Origin of the sequence: Anabaena sp. CCY 9402-a (assembly GCF_963920945.1) — a bacterium.
GTDB classification, from domain to species: Bacteria; Cyanobacteriota; Cyanobacteriia; order Cyanobacteriales; family Nostocaceae; genus Trichormus; species Trichormus minutissimus.
Genome location: NZ_CAWUDL010000100.1, coordinates 1 through 18711, shown reverse-complemented (window position 1 = coordinate 18711; position 18711 = coordinate 1). Strand labels below are relative to the sequence as shown.

At 40.3% G+C, this 18711-nt stretch carries 16 protein-coding genes, 1 tRNA gene and 3 pseudogenes; 6 read left to right on the top strand and 14 right to left on the bottom strand.

Translation table 11 applies throughout. The features are described 5' to 3' along the window. Positions 1–82 precede the first annotated feature (82 nt). The 3 genes from ACM0OR_RS25270 to ACM0OR_RS25260 form a co-directional block, all read right to left on the bottom strand. Entirely contained in the window at positions 83–832 is a 750-nt protein-coding gene (locus tag ACM0OR_RS25270; protein WP_190698635.1) for a phycobilisome rod-core linker polypeptide, read from the bottom strand. A 41-nt stretch (positions 833–873) separates the two neighbouring features. Continuing rightward, positions 874–1734 carry a phycobilisome rod-core linker polypeptide gene (locus tag ACM0OR_RS25265; RefSeq protein ID WP_190698638.1) on the bottom strand — a complete coding sequence of 287 codons (861 nt, stop codon included), beginning with the start codon at positions 1732–1734 and terminating at the stop codon, positions 874–876. 346 nt (positions 1735–2080) lie between these two features. Further along, positions 2081–2569, bottom strand: a complete 489-nt coding sequence (locus ACM0OR_RS25260; RefSeq protein WP_323268662.1) for a DUF2656 domain-containing protein — start codon at positions 2567–2569, stop codon at positions 2081–2083. A 341-nt stretch (positions 2570–2910) separates the two neighbouring features. Between ACM0OR_RS25260 and ACM0OR_RS25255 the strand changes: the two genes are divergently transcribed. Continuing rightward, positions 2911–4107, top strand: a complete 1197-nt coding sequence (locus tag ACM0OR_RS25255) for a GAF domain-containing protein (RefSeq protein WP_414579222.1) — start codon at positions 2911–2913, stop codon at positions 4105–4107. Continuing rightward, positions 4107–4556, top strand: coding sequence for a response regulator (locus ACM0OR_RS25250; protein ID WP_414579221.1), 450 nt, complete (start codon positions 4107–4109; stop codon positions 4554–4556). Before ACM0OR_RS25255 ends, ACM0OR_RS25250 begins: the two co-directional genes overlap by 1 nt. Here the strand turns inward: ACM0OR_RS25250 and ACM0OR_RS25245 are convergent. The 6 genes and pseudogenes from ACM0OR_RS25245 to ACM0OR_RS25220 all read right to left on the bottom strand — a co-directional run. Then, a pseudogene (locus ACM0OR_RS25245) lies at positions 4543–5043 on the bottom strand (WD40 repeat domain-containing protein); the annotation flags it as partial. The gene ACM0OR_RS25250 and the pseudogene ACM0OR_RS25245 sit on opposite strands and share 14 nt — an antisense overlap. 36 nt (positions 5044–5079) lie before the next feature. Beyond that, positions 5080–5175 (bottom strand): annotated as a pseudogene (locus ACM0OR_RS25240) (hypothetical protein); the annotation flags it as partial. 30 nt (positions 5176–5205) lie between these two features. Next, positions 5206–5682, bottom strand: a pseudogene (locus ACM0OR_RS25235) (WD40 repeat domain-containing protein); the annotation flags it as partial. Positions 5683–6381: 699 nt separating this feature from the next. Continuing rightward, positions 6382–7344 carry a hypothetical protein gene (locus ACM0OR_RS25230; RefSeq protein WP_323268666.1) on the bottom strand — a complete coding sequence of 321 codons (963 nt, stop codon included), beginning with the start codon at positions 7342–7344 and terminating at the stop codon, positions 6382–6384. A gap of 555 nt (positions 7345–7899) precedes the next feature. Continuing rightward, the gene (locus ACM0OR_RS25225) at positions 7900–8850 is read right to left on the bottom strand and encodes an RpoD/SigA family RNA polymerase sigma factor (protein WP_190698645.1); all 951 of its coding nucleotides are present in this window, start codon (positions 8848–8850) and stop codon (positions 7900–7902) included. A 128-nt stretch (positions 8851–8978) separates the two neighbouring features. Continuing rightward, positions 8979–9050, bottom strand: a tRNA-Gly gene (locus ACM0OR_RS25220). Between the two features lie 445 nt (positions 9051–9495). Between ACM0OR_RS25220 and ACM0OR_RS25215 the strand changes: the two genes are divergently transcribed. Together ACM0OR_RS25215 and ACM0OR_RS25210 are read left to right on the top strand one after the other, a co-directional pair. Next, the gene (locus ACM0OR_RS25215) at positions 9496–10371 is read left to right on the top strand and encodes an Npun_R2479 family HD domain-containing metalloprotein (RefSeq protein WP_190698647.1); all 876 of its coding nucleotides are present in this window, start codon (positions 9496–9498) and stop codon (positions 10369–10371) included. A 159-nt stretch (positions 10372–10530) separates the two neighbouring features. Continuing rightward, entirely contained in the window at positions 10531–11649 is a 1119-nt protein-coding gene (locus tag ACM0OR_RS25210) for an ABC transporter permease (protein ID WP_414579220.1), read from the top strand. 100 nt (positions 11650–11749) lie between these two features. Here ACM0OR_RS25210 and holB read toward each other — a convergent pair whose 3' ends face one another. Beyond that, on the bottom strand, positions 11750–12718 hold the full coding sequence (holB, locus tag ACM0OR_RS25205) for a DNA polymerase III subunit delta' (protein WP_323268668.1): 969 nt from the start codon (positions 12716–12718) through the stop codon (positions 11750–11752). Positions 12719–13071: 353 nt separating this feature from the next. On the opposite strand from holB, the gene ACM0OR_RS25200 reads away from it, so the two are divergent. Beyond that, positions 13072–13791, top strand: coding sequence for a choice-of-anchor W domain-containing protein (locus ACM0OR_RS25200; RefSeq protein ID WP_414579219.1), 720 nt, complete (start codon positions 13072–13074; stop codon positions 13789–13791). Positions 13792–13930: 139 nt separating this feature from the next. Here ACM0OR_RS25200 and ACM0OR_RS25195 read toward each other — a convergent pair whose 3' ends face one another. Together ACM0OR_RS25195 and tmk are read right to left on the bottom strand one after the other, a co-directional pair. Further along, positions 13931–14587, bottom strand: a complete 657-nt coding sequence (locus ACM0OR_RS25195) for a SnoaL-like polyketide cyclase (RefSeq protein ID WP_414579218.1) — start codon at positions 14585–14587, stop codon at positions 13931–13933. Positions 14588–14729: 142 nt separating this feature from the next. Next, entirely contained in the window at positions 14730–15365 is a 636-nt protein-coding gene (gene tmk, locus ACM0OR_RS25190) for a dTMP kinase (protein WP_414579217.1), read from the bottom strand. A gap of 107 nt (positions 15366–15472) precedes the next feature. On the opposite strand from tmk, the gene ACM0OR_RS25185 reads away from it, so the two are divergent. After that, on the top strand, positions 15473–16483 hold the full coding sequence (locus ACM0OR_RS25185; RefSeq protein WP_414579216.1) for a M28 family peptidase: 1011 nt from the start codon (positions 15473–15475) through the stop codon (positions 16481–16483). On the opposite strand, the gene ACM0OR_RS25180 is transcribed toward ACM0OR_RS25185, so the two are convergent. Both ACM0OR_RS25180 and ACM0OR_RS25175 read right to left on the bottom strand, forming a co-directional pair. Next, positions 16472–17686, bottom strand: coding sequence for an FAD-dependent oxidoreductase (locus ACM0OR_RS25180; protein WP_414579215.1), 1215 nt, complete (start codon positions 17684–17686; stop codon positions 16472–16474). The genes ACM0OR_RS25185 and ACM0OR_RS25180 overlap by 12 nt on opposite strands. A gap of 53 nt (positions 17687–17739) precedes the next feature. Further along, a partial coding sequence (locus tag ACM0OR_RS25175; protein WP_414579214.1) for a phytoene desaturase family protein occupies positions 17740–18711 on the bottom strand: 972 nt, incomplete at its 5' end.

The window sequence follows — 18711 nt, the reverse complement described above, 5'->3', positions numbered from 1 at the left end:
ACTCAGAACTCAGAACTCAGCACTCAGAACTCAGCACTCAGCACTCAGCACTCAGAACTCAGCACTCATGACTCAGCACTCATTACGCAATTTCAGTAATGCTGACGATTTTGCCAGAAGTGCGATTGATGCGCTGAATTTGTGGAGTCATTTTACTAGCCGGAACAATGTACTCAGTGCTACTAATGCGCCGAGGTCCATCGAATTTAGAACCCGTCACCACGATTTTGAATCGTTTTTCTGTGCCAGAACCAATGACAGTTGCTGATGAGGCTTTAATCGCATTGGTACTGTTGGTAGCAACGGCATAGACCAATTGGGCAGATTTAACTGAGCTATCAATCTGGGCGGGGCCACGATCAATAGCAAACATCCGGTTGTAGCCGATCTGCTTGGAGTTAGCTTCGCTGCTTCTACCGCGATAGTAGGGTACTACGTTTTCGCCAAAGGCTGCTTGATATTCACTGCTATCAATGTAGGAGTCAATTTCAGCATCGTAGCCTTCGGCTACAGTGCGAACAATATGCTCGGAAACTTCTCTTTGATCTTGGGGGGCGCGACCAAGCAAGTGTAGGAAGTTGAGTTCTACAAAACGGTAGGGAGCGCAGGACTCGAAGTAGCGACTACGATAAAACTCAGACTTAGCAACGGCGCGGACAAATTCCCGCACAGTGATGGAGCGATCGCACAATTGTGACTCTGCTGTCACCAATCGCTCACTCTCCATGATATGAGGATTGCCTAACACTTGTTTATAAACTGCGCGAATGATAGTTTGAAGTTCCTCTAAGCCACTTGCGGGCCACAGTTCCAGAATTGTTTGGGATGCCATAGGAATCTATCTCCTCAATTTTTGTAAGTTTGCAGCTGAATTTATACCGCAGTGATACTGGCAATCACCCCGCCCTGCTGGTGAATTCGCTGATACTCTTGAGAGAGCTTATCGTATGACACCAGAAAGACTTGGTTGGAGCGGCGAAACTTGGAAATATTATTGAAGGTTTTGGCACGATAACCTGTGACTTCAATGCGGTAAACCTTACCACCAGAACTAGCATCAACTCCATGACGAGTACGAGAACCAGTTGGAGGTGTAGAGAATGCTGCTCCATCACTAGCAGGTGAAATCACTGCTGTTGGCGTGCCTTGAATCACTAGTGCGTTGAGCTTAGGACTCTTGCCTGCTAGGTCTCCCTTCAAGCTACTGCTAGAAGCTCCCCGCACCAACTGGAAGGTGTGAGTAAATTGCACCATACTAGTGCAGGCTTCAGTTTTGTAGCCCCGGATGTAAGGAACGAAGTTTTCCCCAAAAGTATTTTGATACTCATCGCTATCGAGATAAGAATCAATTTCGGCTTCAAACCCTTGAGTATCCAGAATTGTGCTGTGTGTCCGCATTTCTTCCAAATCTAGTGGTGGACGACCCAACAGATGGCGAAAGTTGAGTTCTATCGCCCGGTAGCGCGCACAACTGGTGAAAAAACGAGAACAATAGAGGTCAGATTTAGCCACTGCCCGGACAAACTCGCGGACGCTTAATGCACCCTGCTTAAACTGAGATTCGGGAACAGCGAGCCGCTCACTTTCCATCACATAGGCATTGCCTAATACTTGCCGATAGACTGCCTGAATGATTGTTTCTGCTTCTTCTTGTGAGCGACCTGGTACCCACTCAACGGGAGGGGTTTCATCAAACAGGCTGACTCCCAAGCGTGAAGCTGGTCCAAATGGCATCAATTGTATCTCCTGTTAACGAAAGAGGTTAAGAAAATTGTTTCAAGATGTAAATAAATTTCAGATTGCTCACCCAGGCAAATTAGATTACTGGATTGATTCCTTTGAACCCAAATTGCCAGCTTCCATCAGAATTAAAATTCTGATTTCCTAGATGCTCAAGCTTTTAGGCGTTTTATACGCTTTGTTATGATCAATTTTCTTATGAGCGCGTCACGGTGAACATCAAGATTTGTAAATCTAGATGAAATGAGAAGATTTTGCACTCATTTTGCACAAACGATTCTAAACTTCTTAATGAGGGGACTTAGCTATAGAAGATAATCTACTGCTCTGCTTCCAGTCATCAGTCCCCAATCCCCAATTCTCTGAGTTCAACCTTAAATACACTGTCGGCAGTTTTCTGGGCAATGGTGGTATCCCAAGCGATCGCCTCTAAAAACGCTGCACCAGAGTCAGTCTCTACCACATCTACCCCCCAGTTTCCCGGTTGCAGAGCATCAGGGGAATCGCTAGTGGCTGGAGTGGTTTTGATACCACCTAAAACCAGAATTTCTGGGAGAATATCTGTGTTTAGTTGCTGCGATTGCCGCTTTTGTAATAAAGCTTGAGCGCACAGTTTTCCGACTTGCTGCGATGAAAATTCGTTGCCAGTAAATAAAATTTCTACAATCCAATGAGGATGATTCACCAGCCTACATTGCAGGTGTTCATAGCTACTCAATCCCGACTGAAACACTTCAGCAAATTCTTCTCGACTGAGAGATGGTATCCTGTCCCCAGAAATATTAAAGTTGTGAGCGAGTAGCATCCGCCCTGAAGTTTCGTTACTCAAAATAGTTAGATTTTTTTAGAAAAGTTTGTCGTGTTTATTTTAGATCATTACTAAATAATGACGTTACTTAGTGCTACTTTCAGACTTTATCCTCCAAAGAAAGTGAATGAATTACTATTCAGTTAAGAATAATTTCAGGATATAGAAGGCATACACACTCTCCTGTAGGAGCATTTCATAACCACTGGGTTTATACGTAGAACAAATTAGGGCTTTTACGGCTAGTTAAGTATTTTTACTATAGTTTTAGTCACTAATATCTATATAGTCTTTATTACACACTCTTGAAATATCAGATAAAAATCAATCATTTCAATTAATATATGTACAGATATTAAGCCATGTCTTTTCCAGTAGCTGATGTATTAGAAGCAGGGCGTATATATAGAAGCATAGGCAAAATACCTATTGATTTGTTGCGCGTAGAGGTCTATCGTGCTTGGGAAAGATCACACCTTCAAGGAGCTAACCCTCACGCTTTACAAGCTGAAAAACTTTCTGTCTTGGATACGGAACGTTTAGTAGAGTCAAATACTTATTTAATTAATGCGGCGCGTCCTTATTTCCGCATATTATCACAAGCAGTTGGCAGAGAACGTCATGCGGTCATGTTAAGCAATCATCATGCCATCTTATTAGATGTATTTAGCGATGAGCAAACAATAAATGAGACAGAGGGATTTCCTCCACCTGGAACTCTTATGTCAGAAGCAGTAGCTGGTGCTAATGGTATTGGTACACCACTAGCTGAAGAAAATTATACAGAAATTGTGGCCGCAGAGCATTTTATTGAGGGGTTTCATCCTTTTAGTTGTCAGGGAACACCTCTGCGTAATGATCAAGGGGAAATCGTCGGAGTCTTGAGTATTTCTGCACGTAGTCCAGATGTCAGACAACGCCTGAAAGAAATACTAATTTGTGCTTCCCACGGTATTGAAGCAGAATTTTTGGTAGCCAATCTCGAAAAAGATGTTCGCCATGTACTAGAATCTCATGACGATGACTATCAACCATTAGAAAATCTCCGTCAGGACATTATCCAAGCTCATCAAGCAAGTCGCTTACAACTGGAAATTGTATCTCGAATGGTAGTCGTTAATCGGATTGATTATGCCATGCAATTACTTCAGCAGGCTGAAAAATCAATCCAATTATTTCGCCGCCGGGCTACATTTTGGCGCAAATTAGCTTCTTTTCAAAGAGATGTACCTCAACCTTTGTTACTCACCGATGCCATTTGCAGTTTAGTTGATCTGCTATCGACTGAGGCCGCAATTCGTAAGGTTGAAGTTGTTTTGTACTTGACAGAGCCAATTATAGTAGTGGCTGATTTAAACAGTCTTTTACGCAAACTGCTGCGTTATTTCTTGCAAGCTTTCGAGATTGCAAATCAAGGGGGGACAGTAACAGTAGCAGTGAATCAGATACCGAATTCTGAATTGGTAGAAGTCAGTTTTAAACCAACTCCAGTCTTCAATATTGCTCAATTAGATATTGCTCCTGCCACTTTTACTATACCAAGAGGGGAAAAAATGTGATGAAATTGGAGAATTTAACCAGGCGCAAAGTGCTGATTGCAGATGACGACGATGATAGCCGCACTCTGCTAGCTTTTTTACTTGAGCAAGAAAACTGGGAAGTTATAGAAGCACGCGATGGCAAAGAAGCCGTAGAAAAAGTGCTGCAAGAGAAACCAGATTTACTAATTTTAGATTACAGAATGCCTGAGTTAACAGGAACTGAAGTATGTCAACATCTCCTGTTAACAGGAATTAATTTAGTAACTGTGTTAGTTACAGCCCATAGACATATCGACGAATTAACCTCATTAATGGGTACTTCTTATTTTGTCAGTAAACCGTATGACATTGTAGAATTACTTAACACAATTGAGTCTGCATACGAACAATCTCTAGCTCAAAATCATCATGAACTTTGTTCTAGGGAAGCCTTTAGTCTGGGGAGTGTCAAATCTACTGAGTATTGATTTGCGGCTGCCAAATTCGGATTGTTTTGTCTTTACTGCTACTGACTAGGATTTGCTTTGCCGGGCTGGTGGCGATCGCTAAAATCCAGTCAGAATGTCCAGAAAGGGTACGGAGCAATTCCCCTGTTTGCCAATTCCAAATTTTTATACTATTGTCAATACTTCCACTAACTAGAGTTTGTTGATCACTGCCTAAACTCAGAGTTACCACCCGTGAAGTATGGCCGACTAGTGTATGCAGAAGTTCGCTAGTTTGCCAATTCCAGATTTTAATCGTTTTATCCCAACTGGCACTGGCAAGTGTTTTACCGTCGCTGCTAAAGATTACCGATCGCACTGCGTCATCATGTTTTGCGATCGCACAAATGAGTTTCCCTGTACGCAATTCCCAAACCTTGATAGTTTTGTCAAGTCCTCCAGTCGCAAAGGTCTTTCCATCAGGACTGATAGCTACAGAGAAAACCCGACCCTCATGTCCGTTAATTGTGTGTAGGAGCTTGTCTGTGTACAAGTTCCAAATTTTGATGCTACCATCTTCATTGCCACTGACAAGGATCTGTCCATCATCGCTGATAGCAACTGACCAAACAGGGCCGGAATTGGCATTGATTGTCCTCATCAGATCAAAGGTCTGAAAATTCCAAACCTTAATCGTCTGATCTCCACTCCCACTAGCAAGAGTTTGCCCATCTGCGCTGAGAGCGATCGCCCTCACAGTATCAGTATGTCCTGTAAGTGTGGATATAATCTCTTTAGTATCTAAATTCCAAACCTTAATCGTTTGATCTGCACTAGCACTAACCAAAGTCCGCCCACTGTCGGTTATTACTACAGACCAAACAGAATCTGAATGACCAGTTAAAGTTTTGGTGAGAGTAATCTTTTTGGGAGCAAAAATAGGATTTCGGGTAGGGATAACATCGGGAACTTTTGGGACACTACCAGTAAACGGTGCGACTTTGAGAAAGTAGTAACCAATAAGTATCAACGTCAGCAGCAAAACATTGCTGGCTATAATTCCCAGTATCAAAGTCGATTTCCCTGGGAAGGTAGCAGCAGCTTTATGACTATCTTTTAAGTTAGCTCTAGCAAGGAGTATCTGTTGATAATCTTCTGCTGAGGGCATTTTCAGCAAAAAGTCATCCTGAATGATTGTTTTATGGGAAGTCTGATGAGGATAGACAACATCCTGTATTACTGAAGATGGTTTTTTGTATATGGTGGTGTAACATAAATTCCGATCAGAAATGGAACTATCTTGTATTTTCTCCTCAACAGCAAAAACAAACAAATTGAGCAATTCTCCCTGTTGAAGAGCAATCTGGCTTTGCTGCATCATGTCTTGAGGAATCTTCACCCCAGTACGGATAGGTTGGTAACTCCACAAGTCGGGGATGATCAAACTGTCTAGAGAAACGGGGAGATTTTGCCTATCTATCAGCCTGACTGGCCCGGTGCATAAGCAAATAAAAATATTTTCGAGTTGGGACAGCTGTAGTTGACCTGCTAAATAATAACAAACGAAGTAGGGAACATCACTGCGACCAAAATCATCGAGTCCATCGTTGTATAACCAACCAAACAAGCTATGCTCTGAGGTGAGCTGATATAGATAAGCCGCTCGATATCCAGCACTAGGAGGATTATAGGAATCCCAATACTGATAAACTACCTGTTCGATGAAGACTTGCTTAATTTCCGTGGGAATTTCTCTACTCACCACAGTTTTAAATCCCACGACAGGAAAGCTGGTATGTACAAGTTGACCTAGGAGCAAAGAGTCCATACTAATCTAGGAAACCCTATTGGGTATGAGTTGGCGACTTCAATTTTGTGGAGTAGAGTTTGGTGATGGTTCTGTTGTAGGGATTTGTTGGGGAACAGGCGTAAATGGATTGAAAGCCAAGAAAAGTGCCGCGATCGCCCCAAGTAAAGTCACACCGACCAAAGACATGATGAAAATAGACCTGCGGTTTGTATCTGGTAATATCTGACTAATAGATAAGCTTTGGGTTGATTCACTCGCCACATTTGGTTGTGATGAAACATTGTGAGAATGATTGAGATGTGATAAAAGCCAGAGGAGTGGACTCGCCGCACCTTTAGCCATGAGACTTGAAACACCTTCTACAGAAACAATAGGTATAGCTGAATAGAATATTTGATGAGTGGCTTTCACAGTATCAAGGTAGGTAATCAGTGGTTGCAAGTTCTGCTCAATTTTTAGCTGGGTGGCTGGATTAAGTTCAATTAAGTCGCACTTGGTCAAAATTAGTGCAAAGGCATATTTTATATTATACTTGTAGACCACAGAGGCGATCGCCGCTACTTGATTGTAAATGTCCTCAATTGACCGTAGATAATCTTGATCCTGTAACAGAGAATTGGCATTAATAAATACACAGCAGCCATTGGAAGTCAGGATCATTTCTTGAAACTCAGGATTATTAATATTACAGGACTCCCCAGGAACGTCCCACCAGCGAAAATGACACACTGTTTTCACACCCTCTGGACTTTGAGTTTTCAAACTAAAGTTAAAGTTAGTGATTTTAATTGTGGCGGGTGGATATAGATTGGTGCGAGCAACATGGTTTTTAATCTTTTCCAGGTTTGCTTGTACATCGTTATCTTGGCAATCGAACCACAACTGCTGAGGATTTTCTGGATGGTTATCAGGATGTAATTCTGCGTAACTACCAGCTAGAAAAACTGTTTTGCCTACTCCTCGTTGACCAATACTTAACAGGCTAAATGTTTCTGGGGTAGTTGCAGGTAATACGTTCATATCATCACCGATTCTGTAACAGGTCTAATTTTTTGTGATGTGGCAATCTTTGCGGTAGCAACATAGGAGTATAGGCAGTAACTATCGGTGGTTTAGCCCCATAGTCACTACCAAAAGGCTAGATAAAGATAGGATTGCTATAGTTGATCCTAAACCATTTGTGGCCAATAAAAAGGCTGAAAATCTTATTAATACGTACTTTTAATGTGGTTTTGCAGGGTCTATATTCCTAGCTCACCTGAGTCGTGAGGGAGTGTGGAAGTTGTTGATTAACCCCGTGCTTCCGCCCGACGGTTTATACACAAGTCTGATAACCTTATGCGGTATCGTTCTGATCTCCCCTAACCCCCCTTAAAAAAGCTACGGTGTACACACAAGTCTGATAACCTAGCCCTACAACGTTTTGATCCCCCTAAATCCCCCTTAAAAAGGGGGACTTTGAATCTATTCCCCCCTTTTTTAAGGGGGGTTAGGGGGGATCAAACCACATTTTGCACTCAGCATAGAGATGTGTATACATGGTAGGTGCTTCAGCTGGGGGTAAGCTTATATCTCTCAAGAAAAAAGATACTGCTCAATAGATGGTTGTTGACGACGCAGAGCAGTCATTGCTTGTTGCTGAATTTGACGAACTCGCTCTCGACTGACATTGAGCTTCTCACCAATCTGGGCTAAACTTCGTTCTTGATTATCCAACAGTCCAAAGCGTAAGATTAATACTTCGCGCTGTACGGGTTTGAGTGATGCTAACAAATCACTTAAGTCCTGGCGCAACATTTCTTGGGTGATATGTTCATTCGGCGATATACCTTCATCTGCTAGAAGTTCACTCAGTTCAGTATCTTGGTTATCTCCCACTTTTAAATCTAGAGAAATTGTCCCACTCGCAGCACGCAGATATTCTCGAATTTGGCTGGGTTCTAAGTCCAATTTCTGAGCAATTTCTGCCACGGTAGCACGGCGACCCAATGTTTGAAACAATTCTCGTTGTACTTTTTTAATTTGATTCAGTTTCTCATTGACATGAATAGGTAGCCTCACTGTGCGTGATTTCTCAGCGATCGCCCTGGTGATAGCCTGACTAATCCACCAGTAGGCGTATGTTGATAACTTATAGCCTCGGTTGGGATCAAACTTTTCTATCCCTCTTTGTAAACCTATAGCTCCTTCTTGAACTAAATCTAGGAACTCCAAATTGCGACGCTGGTATTTTTTAGCAACCGAAACTACTAGCCGTAGATTTGCTGTGATCATCTTTTGCTTGGCTCGTTGACCAAGCTGAAGTATTTGATTTACTTCAGTTTCGCTTTTGTTTACAAAATCCGCTAATTCTGCTAGCGTTGGTTCTCGATCCAATTCTTGACTAAGCTGCTGTTTGAGCTGCTCAATGGCAATCATTTGTTGTACTTGCCTGCCATAAGTTATTTCTTGGTCTGATGTTAATAATGGAAACTGACCAATTTCTTGCAAATAAACGCGAACCATGTCAGAACTCAGGCTAGACATACAACTTTAATACTTCTTCATAATTAGACGAACTTAAAAGTATAAATCAAATAACCCCATATATTTTCCAAAAACTGGTAATCCAGGTTTAGCAATATACTGGGGAAAATTATTTCAGGCAACCAACAAGCGGGCGATGGGACTCGAACCCACGACGTTCACCATGGGAAGGTGACATTCTACCACTGAATTACACCCGCGAATAACATTGAATTTATCTGAATGATCATATCATAATCTACTGAATTAATAACTTAAAACTTGTTTGATCTTGAGTTGAAAACCTAAAATCATACAAAATATTAAGTTTGGTCACAATATATTAAGCATAGCCCAATTCTTGATCAGCCAACTGTAATAATTGCCGCTATAGTAAACACAAGTAAGTATTATTGTTTATTCATTAAATAACTAAGTTACGTATTTATACTGAAACACTCAATGATTGCACACTTTATATTTTTGTCAATCAATCATACTTATTTGAATCACACAAGCTGAGTCATTAGATCACAGACACCTAGTACATAGGAGTGGAACATGGATAATCACGAGAAATCTGCATTTTCAAAATGCCATTTAGGGAAACCCTGAAGGTGTTGTTTGTAAAAAAATTTTAAATAATTTCCCAACTAAGTAAATTATATGTTCAACGCCACTGAGATTTTAATTGATGCTTTTGTCAAACAAATTAGAGAAGGATACAGCCGTACATATGGCTGTTTCAAAAATGATTATCAAGACATCATTGCTTGGGCTGGTAATATGGCGTTGGAAAACATAGCCAACAGTGATGCCCTATATCACAATGTTGAACATTCTATCTTAGTTACCCTAGTAGGACAGGAAATTCTGCGCGGTAAACATATCCGTGAAGGTGGTGTTTCTAGTGAAGACTGGTTGCATTTTATTATTTCCTTGCTATGTCATGATATTGGCTATGTCAAAGGAGTTTGCCGACAAGACCAAGAAAATAAAGGCTTATACTCCACCGGCAAAAATGGCAGAATGATTTCTCTTGCTCCAGGGGCTTCTGATGCTAGTCTGACACCGTATCATGTAGATAGAGCTAAACTTTTTATTGATGAACGTTTTGGCGGACATAAGCTTATAGATGCTGATGTAATTAAAAGTAATATTGAATTAACTAGATTTCCTGTACCGACAGCAGAAGATCATCAAGAGACAACTAGTTTTGCAGGATTGGTGCGTGCGGCTGATTTGATTGGGCAATTAAGCGACCCACGTTACTTAAAGAAAATCACCTCTTTATTTTACGAGTTTGAAGAAACTGGAGTCACCAAAGTTTTAGGGTACGAAAACCCTGCTGACTTACGCAAAAATTACGCCAAGTTCTATTGGAATGGCGTTCATCCCTACATCACCGACGGGCTACGATATTTATCTTTGACGCAGCAAGGAAAGCAAATTCTGGCTAATCTCTACTCAAATGTATTTGTTGTAGAGCATGAAAAAAACCAAGAAGAACAAAAATACTTGGTTGAGCAATTACAAGGTTAGTTATTGGGGATTGGGGATTGGGGATTGGGGATTGTGTTTTTCTCCCCCTGCTTCCCTGTCACCTGTTCTCTACCCAAAAATTTACCTACATACCCTTGACTATATTGACCATTCACCCTTAACTAATGACTAATAACTAATGACTAATAATTAAAAACTATGAATTGGTGGCAAAGACTTCAGAAAAATCCTTTGGCACGATTTGGGGCAATCTTGTTGTTGGTTTTCTATATAGCGGTAATTGCTGCTGATTTCATTGCCCCATATAATCCTTACGTGTCACAAGCTAATGGTTCACTATTACCACCTACTCGGATTTATTGGGTTGCCAAAACATCGGGTAAGTTTATTGGCCCCCACATTTATCCGACAACTCAGGGGGATACGGACTTAGAAACAGGCGATCGCCAATTGATTGTAGACTATACAAAGCCTTCGCCTGTAAGATTATTTGTCGCTGGGCCAGAATACCGACTGTTTCAGTTGAGCTTACCAATACCCGGCAAATCGGAAGAAGTAACTATCATCCCTGGTATACCTTTAAATTGGCATTTATTTGGGGCAGATGGGAATGCAAAATTAAATCTTCTAGGGACTGACGAACAAGGACGCGACCAACTTAGCCGCCTTTTGTATGGTGGGCGGATTAGTCTATTTATTGGGATTATTGGGGTACTTTTTACTTTTCCCCTAGGTTTGTTGATAGGTGGGATTTCTGGCTATTTTGGCGGTTGGACTGATAGTGTCATTATGCGGATAGCAGAAGTGTTAATGACTTTCCCTAGTATCTATCTGTTGGTTACCTTGGGTGCAGTCTTACCGGCTGGTTTAAGCAGCAGTCAGCGATTTTTATTGATTGTGTTGATTACTTCTGTGATTAGCTGGGCTGGTTTAGCTAGGGTTATTCGTGGACAAGTCCTATCAATTAAAGAGCGAGAATTTGTCCAAGCAGCGAGAGCAATGGGTGGAAAGCCAATATATATTATTATCCACCACGTTTTACCGCAAACTGCTACCTATGTAGTTATCTCCGCTACCCTCGCAGTTCCCAGTTTTATTGGCTCAGAAGCAATACTGAGTCTGATTGGTTTGGGTATTCAACAACCCGACCCTTCTTGGGGAAATATGCTGTCTTTAGCCAGTAATGCGTCTATTTTGGTACTGCAACCCTGGTTAATTTGGCCTCCGGCTTTGTTAATTATCCTGACAGTCTTGGCTTTCAATTTACTAGGAGATGGGTTGAGAGATGCGCTTGACCCACGGAGTTTGCGTAGGTAGGGGACAGGTAACAGGTGATAGGTGACAGATGAATTTTAGATTTTGGATTTAAACCCAATCCAAAATCTAAAATCTAAAATCCACTCATTGAATTCCCCATTTAATTTTGCCAATTTAACGTTTGACAGAGGAACAATAACATACATTCCCAAACTAGACGGGGTTGGGCGTAAGCTAGTAGATATTTGCGGGTTTGTTCTAATTGGTTAATGATGGGTGGTTGATGCCACTGTTGCCAGTAAGACTGTTGCAGATAATCGACTAACCATAGTTGGGTTTCTGTATCTAATTCTTTGTCAATTTGTTTGGCTAGTTCTAAAGCTTTGCGTTGGGATGTCGGTGCTTTCATCAAATCTTGAAGTAGCTGGGGGGGAATTGCTTGTAATTGTTCGTAAGAGGCGATCGCATTTCCCGGACTACCAGCTGCTATGCTCAAGATTGCTGGATGCTGTAAAATTTCCTGATTACCTGTTTGCGTCAGAATTTGAGTTAAGGACGCTGTATCTAACCGAGAAAAAGCAATACGTTGACAGCGTGAAACCAAAGTGGGTAAAACCGACTCAGGGGAAGGAGTGATTAAAATAATTGTCGCTTTTCCTGGTTCTTCTAAAGTCTTGAGTAGCGCATTAGCTGCTGGTTCTGCCATTGTTTGGGCTTCTTCCAACACTACTATATTCCTCGGTGCTTCCAAGGGGGGACGGCTGAGAAATTCGGTAATTTCTCGAATTTGTTCTAGGCGAATTAAAGGCGGTGCTTTGCGCTTGAGTTTCTTTTCGGCGGCTTCTGCGGCTGTGAAACGTTGTCCTTGATATTGGTACGTTGGCTGTACCCATAAGACATCAGGATGATTACCTTGACGCAACCTTTGTTGTAAAGATGGCAGAGATTGCTCTTTTACGGTACTAGCAAATAACAACTCAATAAAGCACCGCGCCGCTAAACTCCGTCCTACTCCATCTGCACCGACAAACATATAGGCTGGTGCTACGCGGTTTTGCGTGACAGCCTGAGTTAGTAATTCGATGGCTTGTTGTTGTCCTAACAGTGGTGCAAACGATTCTCTAATCATTTAGATCAAGCTTTGCTTTCTTGCCTCATTTAATTCACATATTTATTAATAACTTAATGCAGCGAAATATTATTTTGTCTATCACAAGTAAAGATACTCAGCATTGGTAATTTATAATGTTTTACCTAAGTATCATTACTTTCAGAAACATTAACTATGACTTACGTATTTTACACACATCATTGATGACTTTACATCAAAAATCAAAAGTTTCATAAAGAGGCACAATTTCCCTGGACAAATGAAAATTCAAGCATTAACGTAATAAGCACATAGTGAAATAAATTCTGCTAAATCAATCACAGAATTTTTCTTTTTTAAAGAACCTACTAACCATCAAAAATCCAGAAACAATGTTCTACAAAAGCAAGTTCCTTACGGCTTTAGGATTAACCACCATCAGTTTATTTCTAGCAGCCAACCCAGCCCAGGCTTTCACTCTCGTTGATAGATCAGGTTTTACTGATGGAGATTTTAATAATCTATTGAGTAACGGCGAATTTACAGAATTATTTGTTGCTGAGGGTCGAATTGGTAACAACAGCTTAAACGGTGATCGAGAATTAGGTATTAACACATCTACTGGTCTACCTGTTGCATCAGGTCAGCGTGTATGGGGAAATGGTACACCAGTAAATTTCACCTTGGAATACACTGGCACTCAAGTGAATTATACCGTTAATGGAGAACTACTTAGTAGTAATGCTTTTACTAGTGTCGTTGATAATATCTTTCTCCGTACCCGTGCTGCTGACGATAGTTCCATAACACTGAGTAATTTAGTGTTTAATGGGACAGCAATTGGTCAAAATTTGTTATCTTCAGTCTCAGGAGCAGGAAGTGATATAGACTATCTACAAATTAGTGATATATCTTCGCCCTTTACTCTCACAGGTGAAATATTAATGACTTGGACTGGTACAATTCCCAGGAATTCAAGACTAGCTTATCAACTTAAAGTTGGTTCTACAAAGTCTATACCTGAACCTGGTGCTGTTGGTGCTATGTTCTTAGTTGGCGTTGCTGCTGTTGGTTATAGTAAAAGAAAACCGTTAGTTAAAGCATCAGTTTAATAGACCAGCAAATTTAATTGCTGAAATCCTTAGTAGGCACAATTCATAAATTGTGCCTATGTTATTTTTGGAGATGTCTATTAAATTGTAAATAGCCGTCATGAACTGGGTACACCAGAACGCATGACGGCTACTTAGATTAAGTGTGGAAAGGACAGCCTGTTGTTAATTTGTTCAAAAACGAACTGTTATCAAAAAAGTGTTCTAGTGTCTCAATTTTTAAATCATCGTTAACGCGAGCAATACTAACGCCTACTACTTCTACAGTGTCTCCTGTAGGCGCGTATTCTTTGTATGGCCCGCTAAATTGTCCCCAATGTCGCCACTTGAATGTTACGGTTGGCGGGCCTGATAAAACTTCGATAAGTTCCCATAAGAAGCCGTTAGGAAATGTCTGATGAAAGATATGTGCTGACGATTCAAAATCTTCTTCGGAGGATTTATATTTGTCTGAATTTCCGAGAAATAAATTGTATGTTCCTGCATCAGCTACATCGTCAGCAGTATAGGCTGTCCCACCATTGGTCATCATGCGGAACTTATCTGTCACAATTGATATCCACTGCTGGGGATTGCTCTTATATGATGCTTCCATCTCGAAAGTCCGCACTAAATTTTGGACTATGGCTTCTAGAGAACCTTGTAGATGATTGTGTTGACTTTCGCGCTGGAGATTTTGATTTGTGCGGGAATAGTCAGGTGGTGTTTGATATCGCCACTCCACATTACTGCCATTAGCAATAACAGTATCTCTGTCTTGTATCCAAAGTGGTAGATTGGTAGATGTTTCACTCATAAAATGCAGCAAAAAGCCAGTTATTTGCTTGAAACTTAGATCAACATACCATGTAATTAGCTAGCTTTAATTGTTGAAATATTTTCCATCATTGCAATTGCGATTACCCACTCCCAAATGAGAGGTGATGGCGTTCCTCCCGCTACTTTAACTCCTTCAAATGTAAGTGTAAAACTTCTTGTATTGTTTTGTGTACAATTTCTTTGCTCAAACTACCATCAACTCGGAAAATTTGTGAGGGTGAGGAAGCGGCTAAATCTGCATAACCTTGCTGTACACGACGATGAAAAGCAATGGTTTCTTGTTCAATGCGGTCTAATCCTAGTGCATCCCCACGCTTACGGGCAAGTCCTAGCTCTACATCTACATCTAGCCAGATAGTCAAGTCGCTCTTTAAACCACCAGTAGCAATCTGATTTAGCTGGTGGATTAAATTCATATCCAAACCACGACCGTAACCTTGGTAGGCAATGGTAGAGTCAATATAGCGATCGCACAAAATATATTTTCCGGCTGCTAAATTGGGTTGTAACTCTTGAGCAACGTGTTGAGCGCGATCGGCAGCATACAATAATAATTCTGTCACCTCAGCCACAGGCTGATCATCTTTCTTTTCTAGCAACAAACGCCGCAGATGCACACCCAACTCCGTTCCTCCTGGTTCACGGGTGATAATTACAGAAATCCCCAAACTTTCTAACCACTCTGCACAAAGCTGCATTTGGCTAGTTTTGCCGCAACCTTCTACCCCTTCAAATACAATTAATCTGCCACCCATGCTGTTTTCAGTTACCAGTTATCAGTTACACGTTACCAGTTATTTTCACCGTCCTGTACTAGTTGTTGTGTGCGCTAACCTAGTTTGAAAGACAAGAATCAATTCTGATGAAAAAAAGGATTTGGCTCGCTCTGTTGGTACTGGTAGCAATTGTGATTGTGGGTGGTAGGGGGAGTACATTTTTTCAACAACGTTCCTCTGTAGAAATTGTTGAGACTACGCCACTAATTACACCTCAACCACAGCCAGAGTCTCAGGAAGTTAACAACGCCCCGCAAGTATCTGCTGATAAATTATTAGCTCACATTCAAAAGCTAAATTTTCAACGCTATACACCAAAAGAGCGATCGCTTACTCGTACTTATATCATCAATGAACTACAGAAGTTAGGCTGGAAACCGAAATTAGAAAAGTTTTCTGGTGGTGTAAATGTCGTTGCTGAACGTCCAGGAACTGACACCAAAACCGGAGCAATTTTAGTTGCAGCGCATTATGATACGGTTGCTGCGTCTCCTGGATCTGATGATAATGCTAGTGGTGTAGCGGTATTACTGGAATTAGCCAGAGTTTTTCATTCACTACCCACACCCCGGAATTTGCAGTTAGCATTTTTTGACCTAGAGGAAGCCGGACTACTGGGGAGTAAAGCATTTGTGACTCAAGAAAAACGTTTGCAAAACCTCCAGGGTGTGATCGTTATGGATATGGTGGGTTATGCTTGCTATACCAGTGGGTGTCAGCAATATCCGACAGGTTTACCTGTGACTCCACCCAGCGATAAAGGTGATTTTTTAGTAGCCATAGGTGACACGGAACATTTACCATTATTGAAAGCTTTTGACAACTCCGATAGCAGGAATTTACCAGATATTCTCAAGCTACCAATTCCCCTAAAAGGTTTGCTCACACCAGATACTCTGCGTAGTGATCATGCGCCCTTTTGGTATCAAGGTATAGGTGCAGTGTTAGTTACAGATACCGCTAATCTCCGTACACCCCACTACCATCAACCAAGTGATACTCCTGAAAATATCGAGCGATCGTTTTTTATCGGCTCTGCACAGATTGTAGTTAATGCCACTAATAATTTATTAGATATGGAGGAGTCAACCAATTAATTCAGCAACCCTGATTGCAGAAGTGATTGCTCCTTCATGCAATCCATCTCCAAGGTAAGCTCCTGCATGGTAAGTATTATTCTCACCATTGCTGCTGATCACTTCATTCCTATACATAAAGGATTCGACAGTATATAGAGGCGTGTGATGTTCTTGAATGTGAAGGATTTTGTCGTGAGCAATCACATCATCCAAGTTAAAAGCCAGACTGTATGGAAGAGACGATGATACTCCACAAAGTCGATTTAGATAGGCATTATATCCCCATCCGTTATTTGTGTGGAAGAAATCAAATTCTGAAGATTGCTTAATACCCTGCTTTTCATACAGAGAAATATCTGTATGTATCACAGTTTTGGCTTGATTTTTTTTCCATCTAGAAAATCGTTGAATTTCTTCATTAGTCGGTGTAGATAGTAACTTTATTACTTGATCAGGTGGTGTTGCGAAAACTACTTTATCGAACAGATATTTTACACCATTAGACAGTAAGATTGTAACGGAGTCAGGTTGTCTGAAAATCTCTGTAACCTCTACATTAAGAAAAATTTCACCCTGAAATAGTTCTAGAATTTTTTCAATATAAGAATAAACTCCTCCTTTAATCCTTACCCAATTAACAAATATGTAATCTCTTAAAATGGGAATGCTCATTTCTGCTGGAACGTTATCGATTAGCTCAAATGCCATCGAATAGCTATACATCGTTAATAATTTTAACCAGTCATTACGGATACACTGATCTTTAAAGAATTGAGACATTGGCTGATTATATAATTGCTGTATTTGAGTAAAATATGTTTTTAATAAAAGTCCAACAGAACTTGCATAGAGAGTATTAAGTTTCAGATATTCAAAGAAACGCCGAATACCTGTAAAATTGTGTTGAATTGACACCGATGACAGAACATGATGTCCATCTGGTAAAAACAATGCTGAACCGATATCAACAGGTTCTAATTCTACTTCTAACTCTTGCATTAATTTGAGAAAATTATTAAACTTAAGTGGAAATTCAAGGACACCACTTTCTAAAATTTGTTTACAATCAGATTGATTAGGTTTAACATTTTTATTTAATGTGCGAATATGTCCACCCAAAATAGGTTGTTTCTCAAAAATCGTGACGTGATGCCCATTTTTATCAAGCAGATATGCCGTTACCATACCGCTTGCTCCGCCCCCAATAATTGCGATTTTCATATTTCAATACCAAACTAATGGGATGCTTTAAAAAATAAAGTTTTATAGAGATTTTATGCCTTTGATAAAATTACATCTCCCGATAATTTTTGATAGAGCATTGCTCCAGTCCAAAATGTAGGTGCAAAGCCTGGGTATCCAGATGAAGCATTACAAAAATAAAATTTTTTTAAAGATGTCTCGTAATTTAATCTACTAATACCCATATTTTGAGGTGTCAAATTAGAACCGTAAGAATTGCCTTTGGGACACCAACAAAATCGCTCATTAGTTGTAGGACTACCAGTTATTGTAAAAACAAGATATTTTCTGAAATCAGGAATATAGTTTTTCTCTACTACATCTAGAATTGAATTTAAAATCTCTGCTTTTTTTTGTCTGTAAGCTTTTTTATTAGTTTGTTGTAAGTTTTGAAAATAATCATAATTAGCGACTGTCAAAAATTCGATAATTTGGCATCCTTCGGGACAATCGCGATGATGATTCGTCATTAACGTAGGTGTAGTAATGGCAAAACTGGGGTTAGAAAAGTCATGCCTTTCATACATTTGATAAAATGCTTCATTTAAATCCTGATGTCCAGTATGGAATGTATTCCATTTTCCAAACCCGTAATCGCGCAGATCAATATCTTTGACGACACAGTAGGCCATATAGTTAGAAGGAGAATATTCATAGTTGAGCTTCTTAAGTATCTTGCTTGAGAAGTTTTCTATTCCTATCATCTGTGCAGCTTTTTGAGGATCTATATTGCAGATGATATTATCGCCAGTAATTTCATATTTTTGATGATTTGTTCTATTAGTTGCTTTAACTCCAGTGATAGTTTTATTAGTGACTATAAAATCAGTAACTTCTAAATTAAGGTGAATTTCTCCGCCATTTTCTTCAATCACCTTGACTAAAGAATTAATTACATATTCAAAATGCTGTGTAGGATAAAAAGCACCTTTTTGATAGCTAATAAATAAGGCTCTCCTAGAGTGGTTATGATAAAATACTATAAATAAAATAGATAACTGCTC

Bases quoted from the DNA above. Each gene is read 5' to 3' on its own strand.
- ACM0OR_RS25270 (WP_190698635.1), bottom strand. From the start codon at position 832: ATGGCATCCCAAACAATTCTGGAACTGTGGCCCGCAAGTGGCTTAGAG.
- ACM0OR_RS25265 (WP_190698638.1), bottom strand. From the start codon at position 1,734: ATGCCATTTGGACCAGCTTCACGCTTGGGAGTCAGCCTGTTTGATGAA.
- ACM0OR_RS25255 (WP_414579222.1), top strand. From the start codon at position 2,911: ATGTCTTTTCCAGTAGCTGATGTATTAGAAGCAGGGCGTATATATAGA.
- ACM0OR_RS25250 (WP_414579221.1), top strand. From the start codon at position 4,107: ATGAAATTGGAGAATTTAACCAGGCGCAAAGTGCTGATTGCAGATGAC.
- ACM0OR_RS25230 (WP_323268666.1), bottom strand. From the start codon at position 7,344: ATGAACGTATTACCTGCAACTACCCCAGAAACATTTAGCCTGTTAAGT.
- ACM0OR_RS25225 (WP_190698645.1), bottom strand. From the start codon at position 8,850: ATGTCTAGCCTGAGTTCTGACATGGTTCGCGTTTATTTGCAAGAAATT.
- ACM0OR_RS25215 (WP_190698647.1), top strand. From the start codon at position 9,496: ATGTTCAACGCCACTGAGATTTTAATTGATGCTTTTGTCAAACAAATT.
- ACM0OR_RS25210 (WP_414579220.1), top strand. From the start codon at position 10,531: ATGAATTGGTGGCAAAGACTTCAGAAAAATCCTTTGGCACGATTTGGG.
- holB (WP_323268668.1), bottom strand. From the start codon at position 12,718: ATGATTAGAGAATCGTTTGCACCACTGTTAGGACAACAACAAGCCATC.
- ACM0OR_RS25200 (WP_414579219.1), top strand. From the start codon at position 13,072: ATGTTCTACAAAAGCAAGTTCCTTACGGCTTTAGGATTAACCACCATC.
- ACM0OR_RS25195 (WP_414579218.1), bottom strand. From the start codon at position 14,587: ATGAGTGAAACATCTACCAATCTACCACTTTGGATACAAGACAGAGAT.
- tmk (WP_414579217.1), bottom strand. From the start codon at position 15,365: ATGGGTGGCAGATTAATTGTATTTGAAGGGGTAGAAGGTTGCGGCAAA.
- ACM0OR_RS25185 (WP_414579216.1), top strand. From the start codon at position 15,473: ATGAAAAAAAGGATTTGGCTCGCTCTGTTGGTACTGGTAGCAATTGTG.
- ACM0OR_RS25180 (WP_414579215.1), bottom strand. From the start codon at position 17,686: ATGAAAATCGCAATTATTGGGGGCGGAGCAAGCGGTATGGTAACGGCA.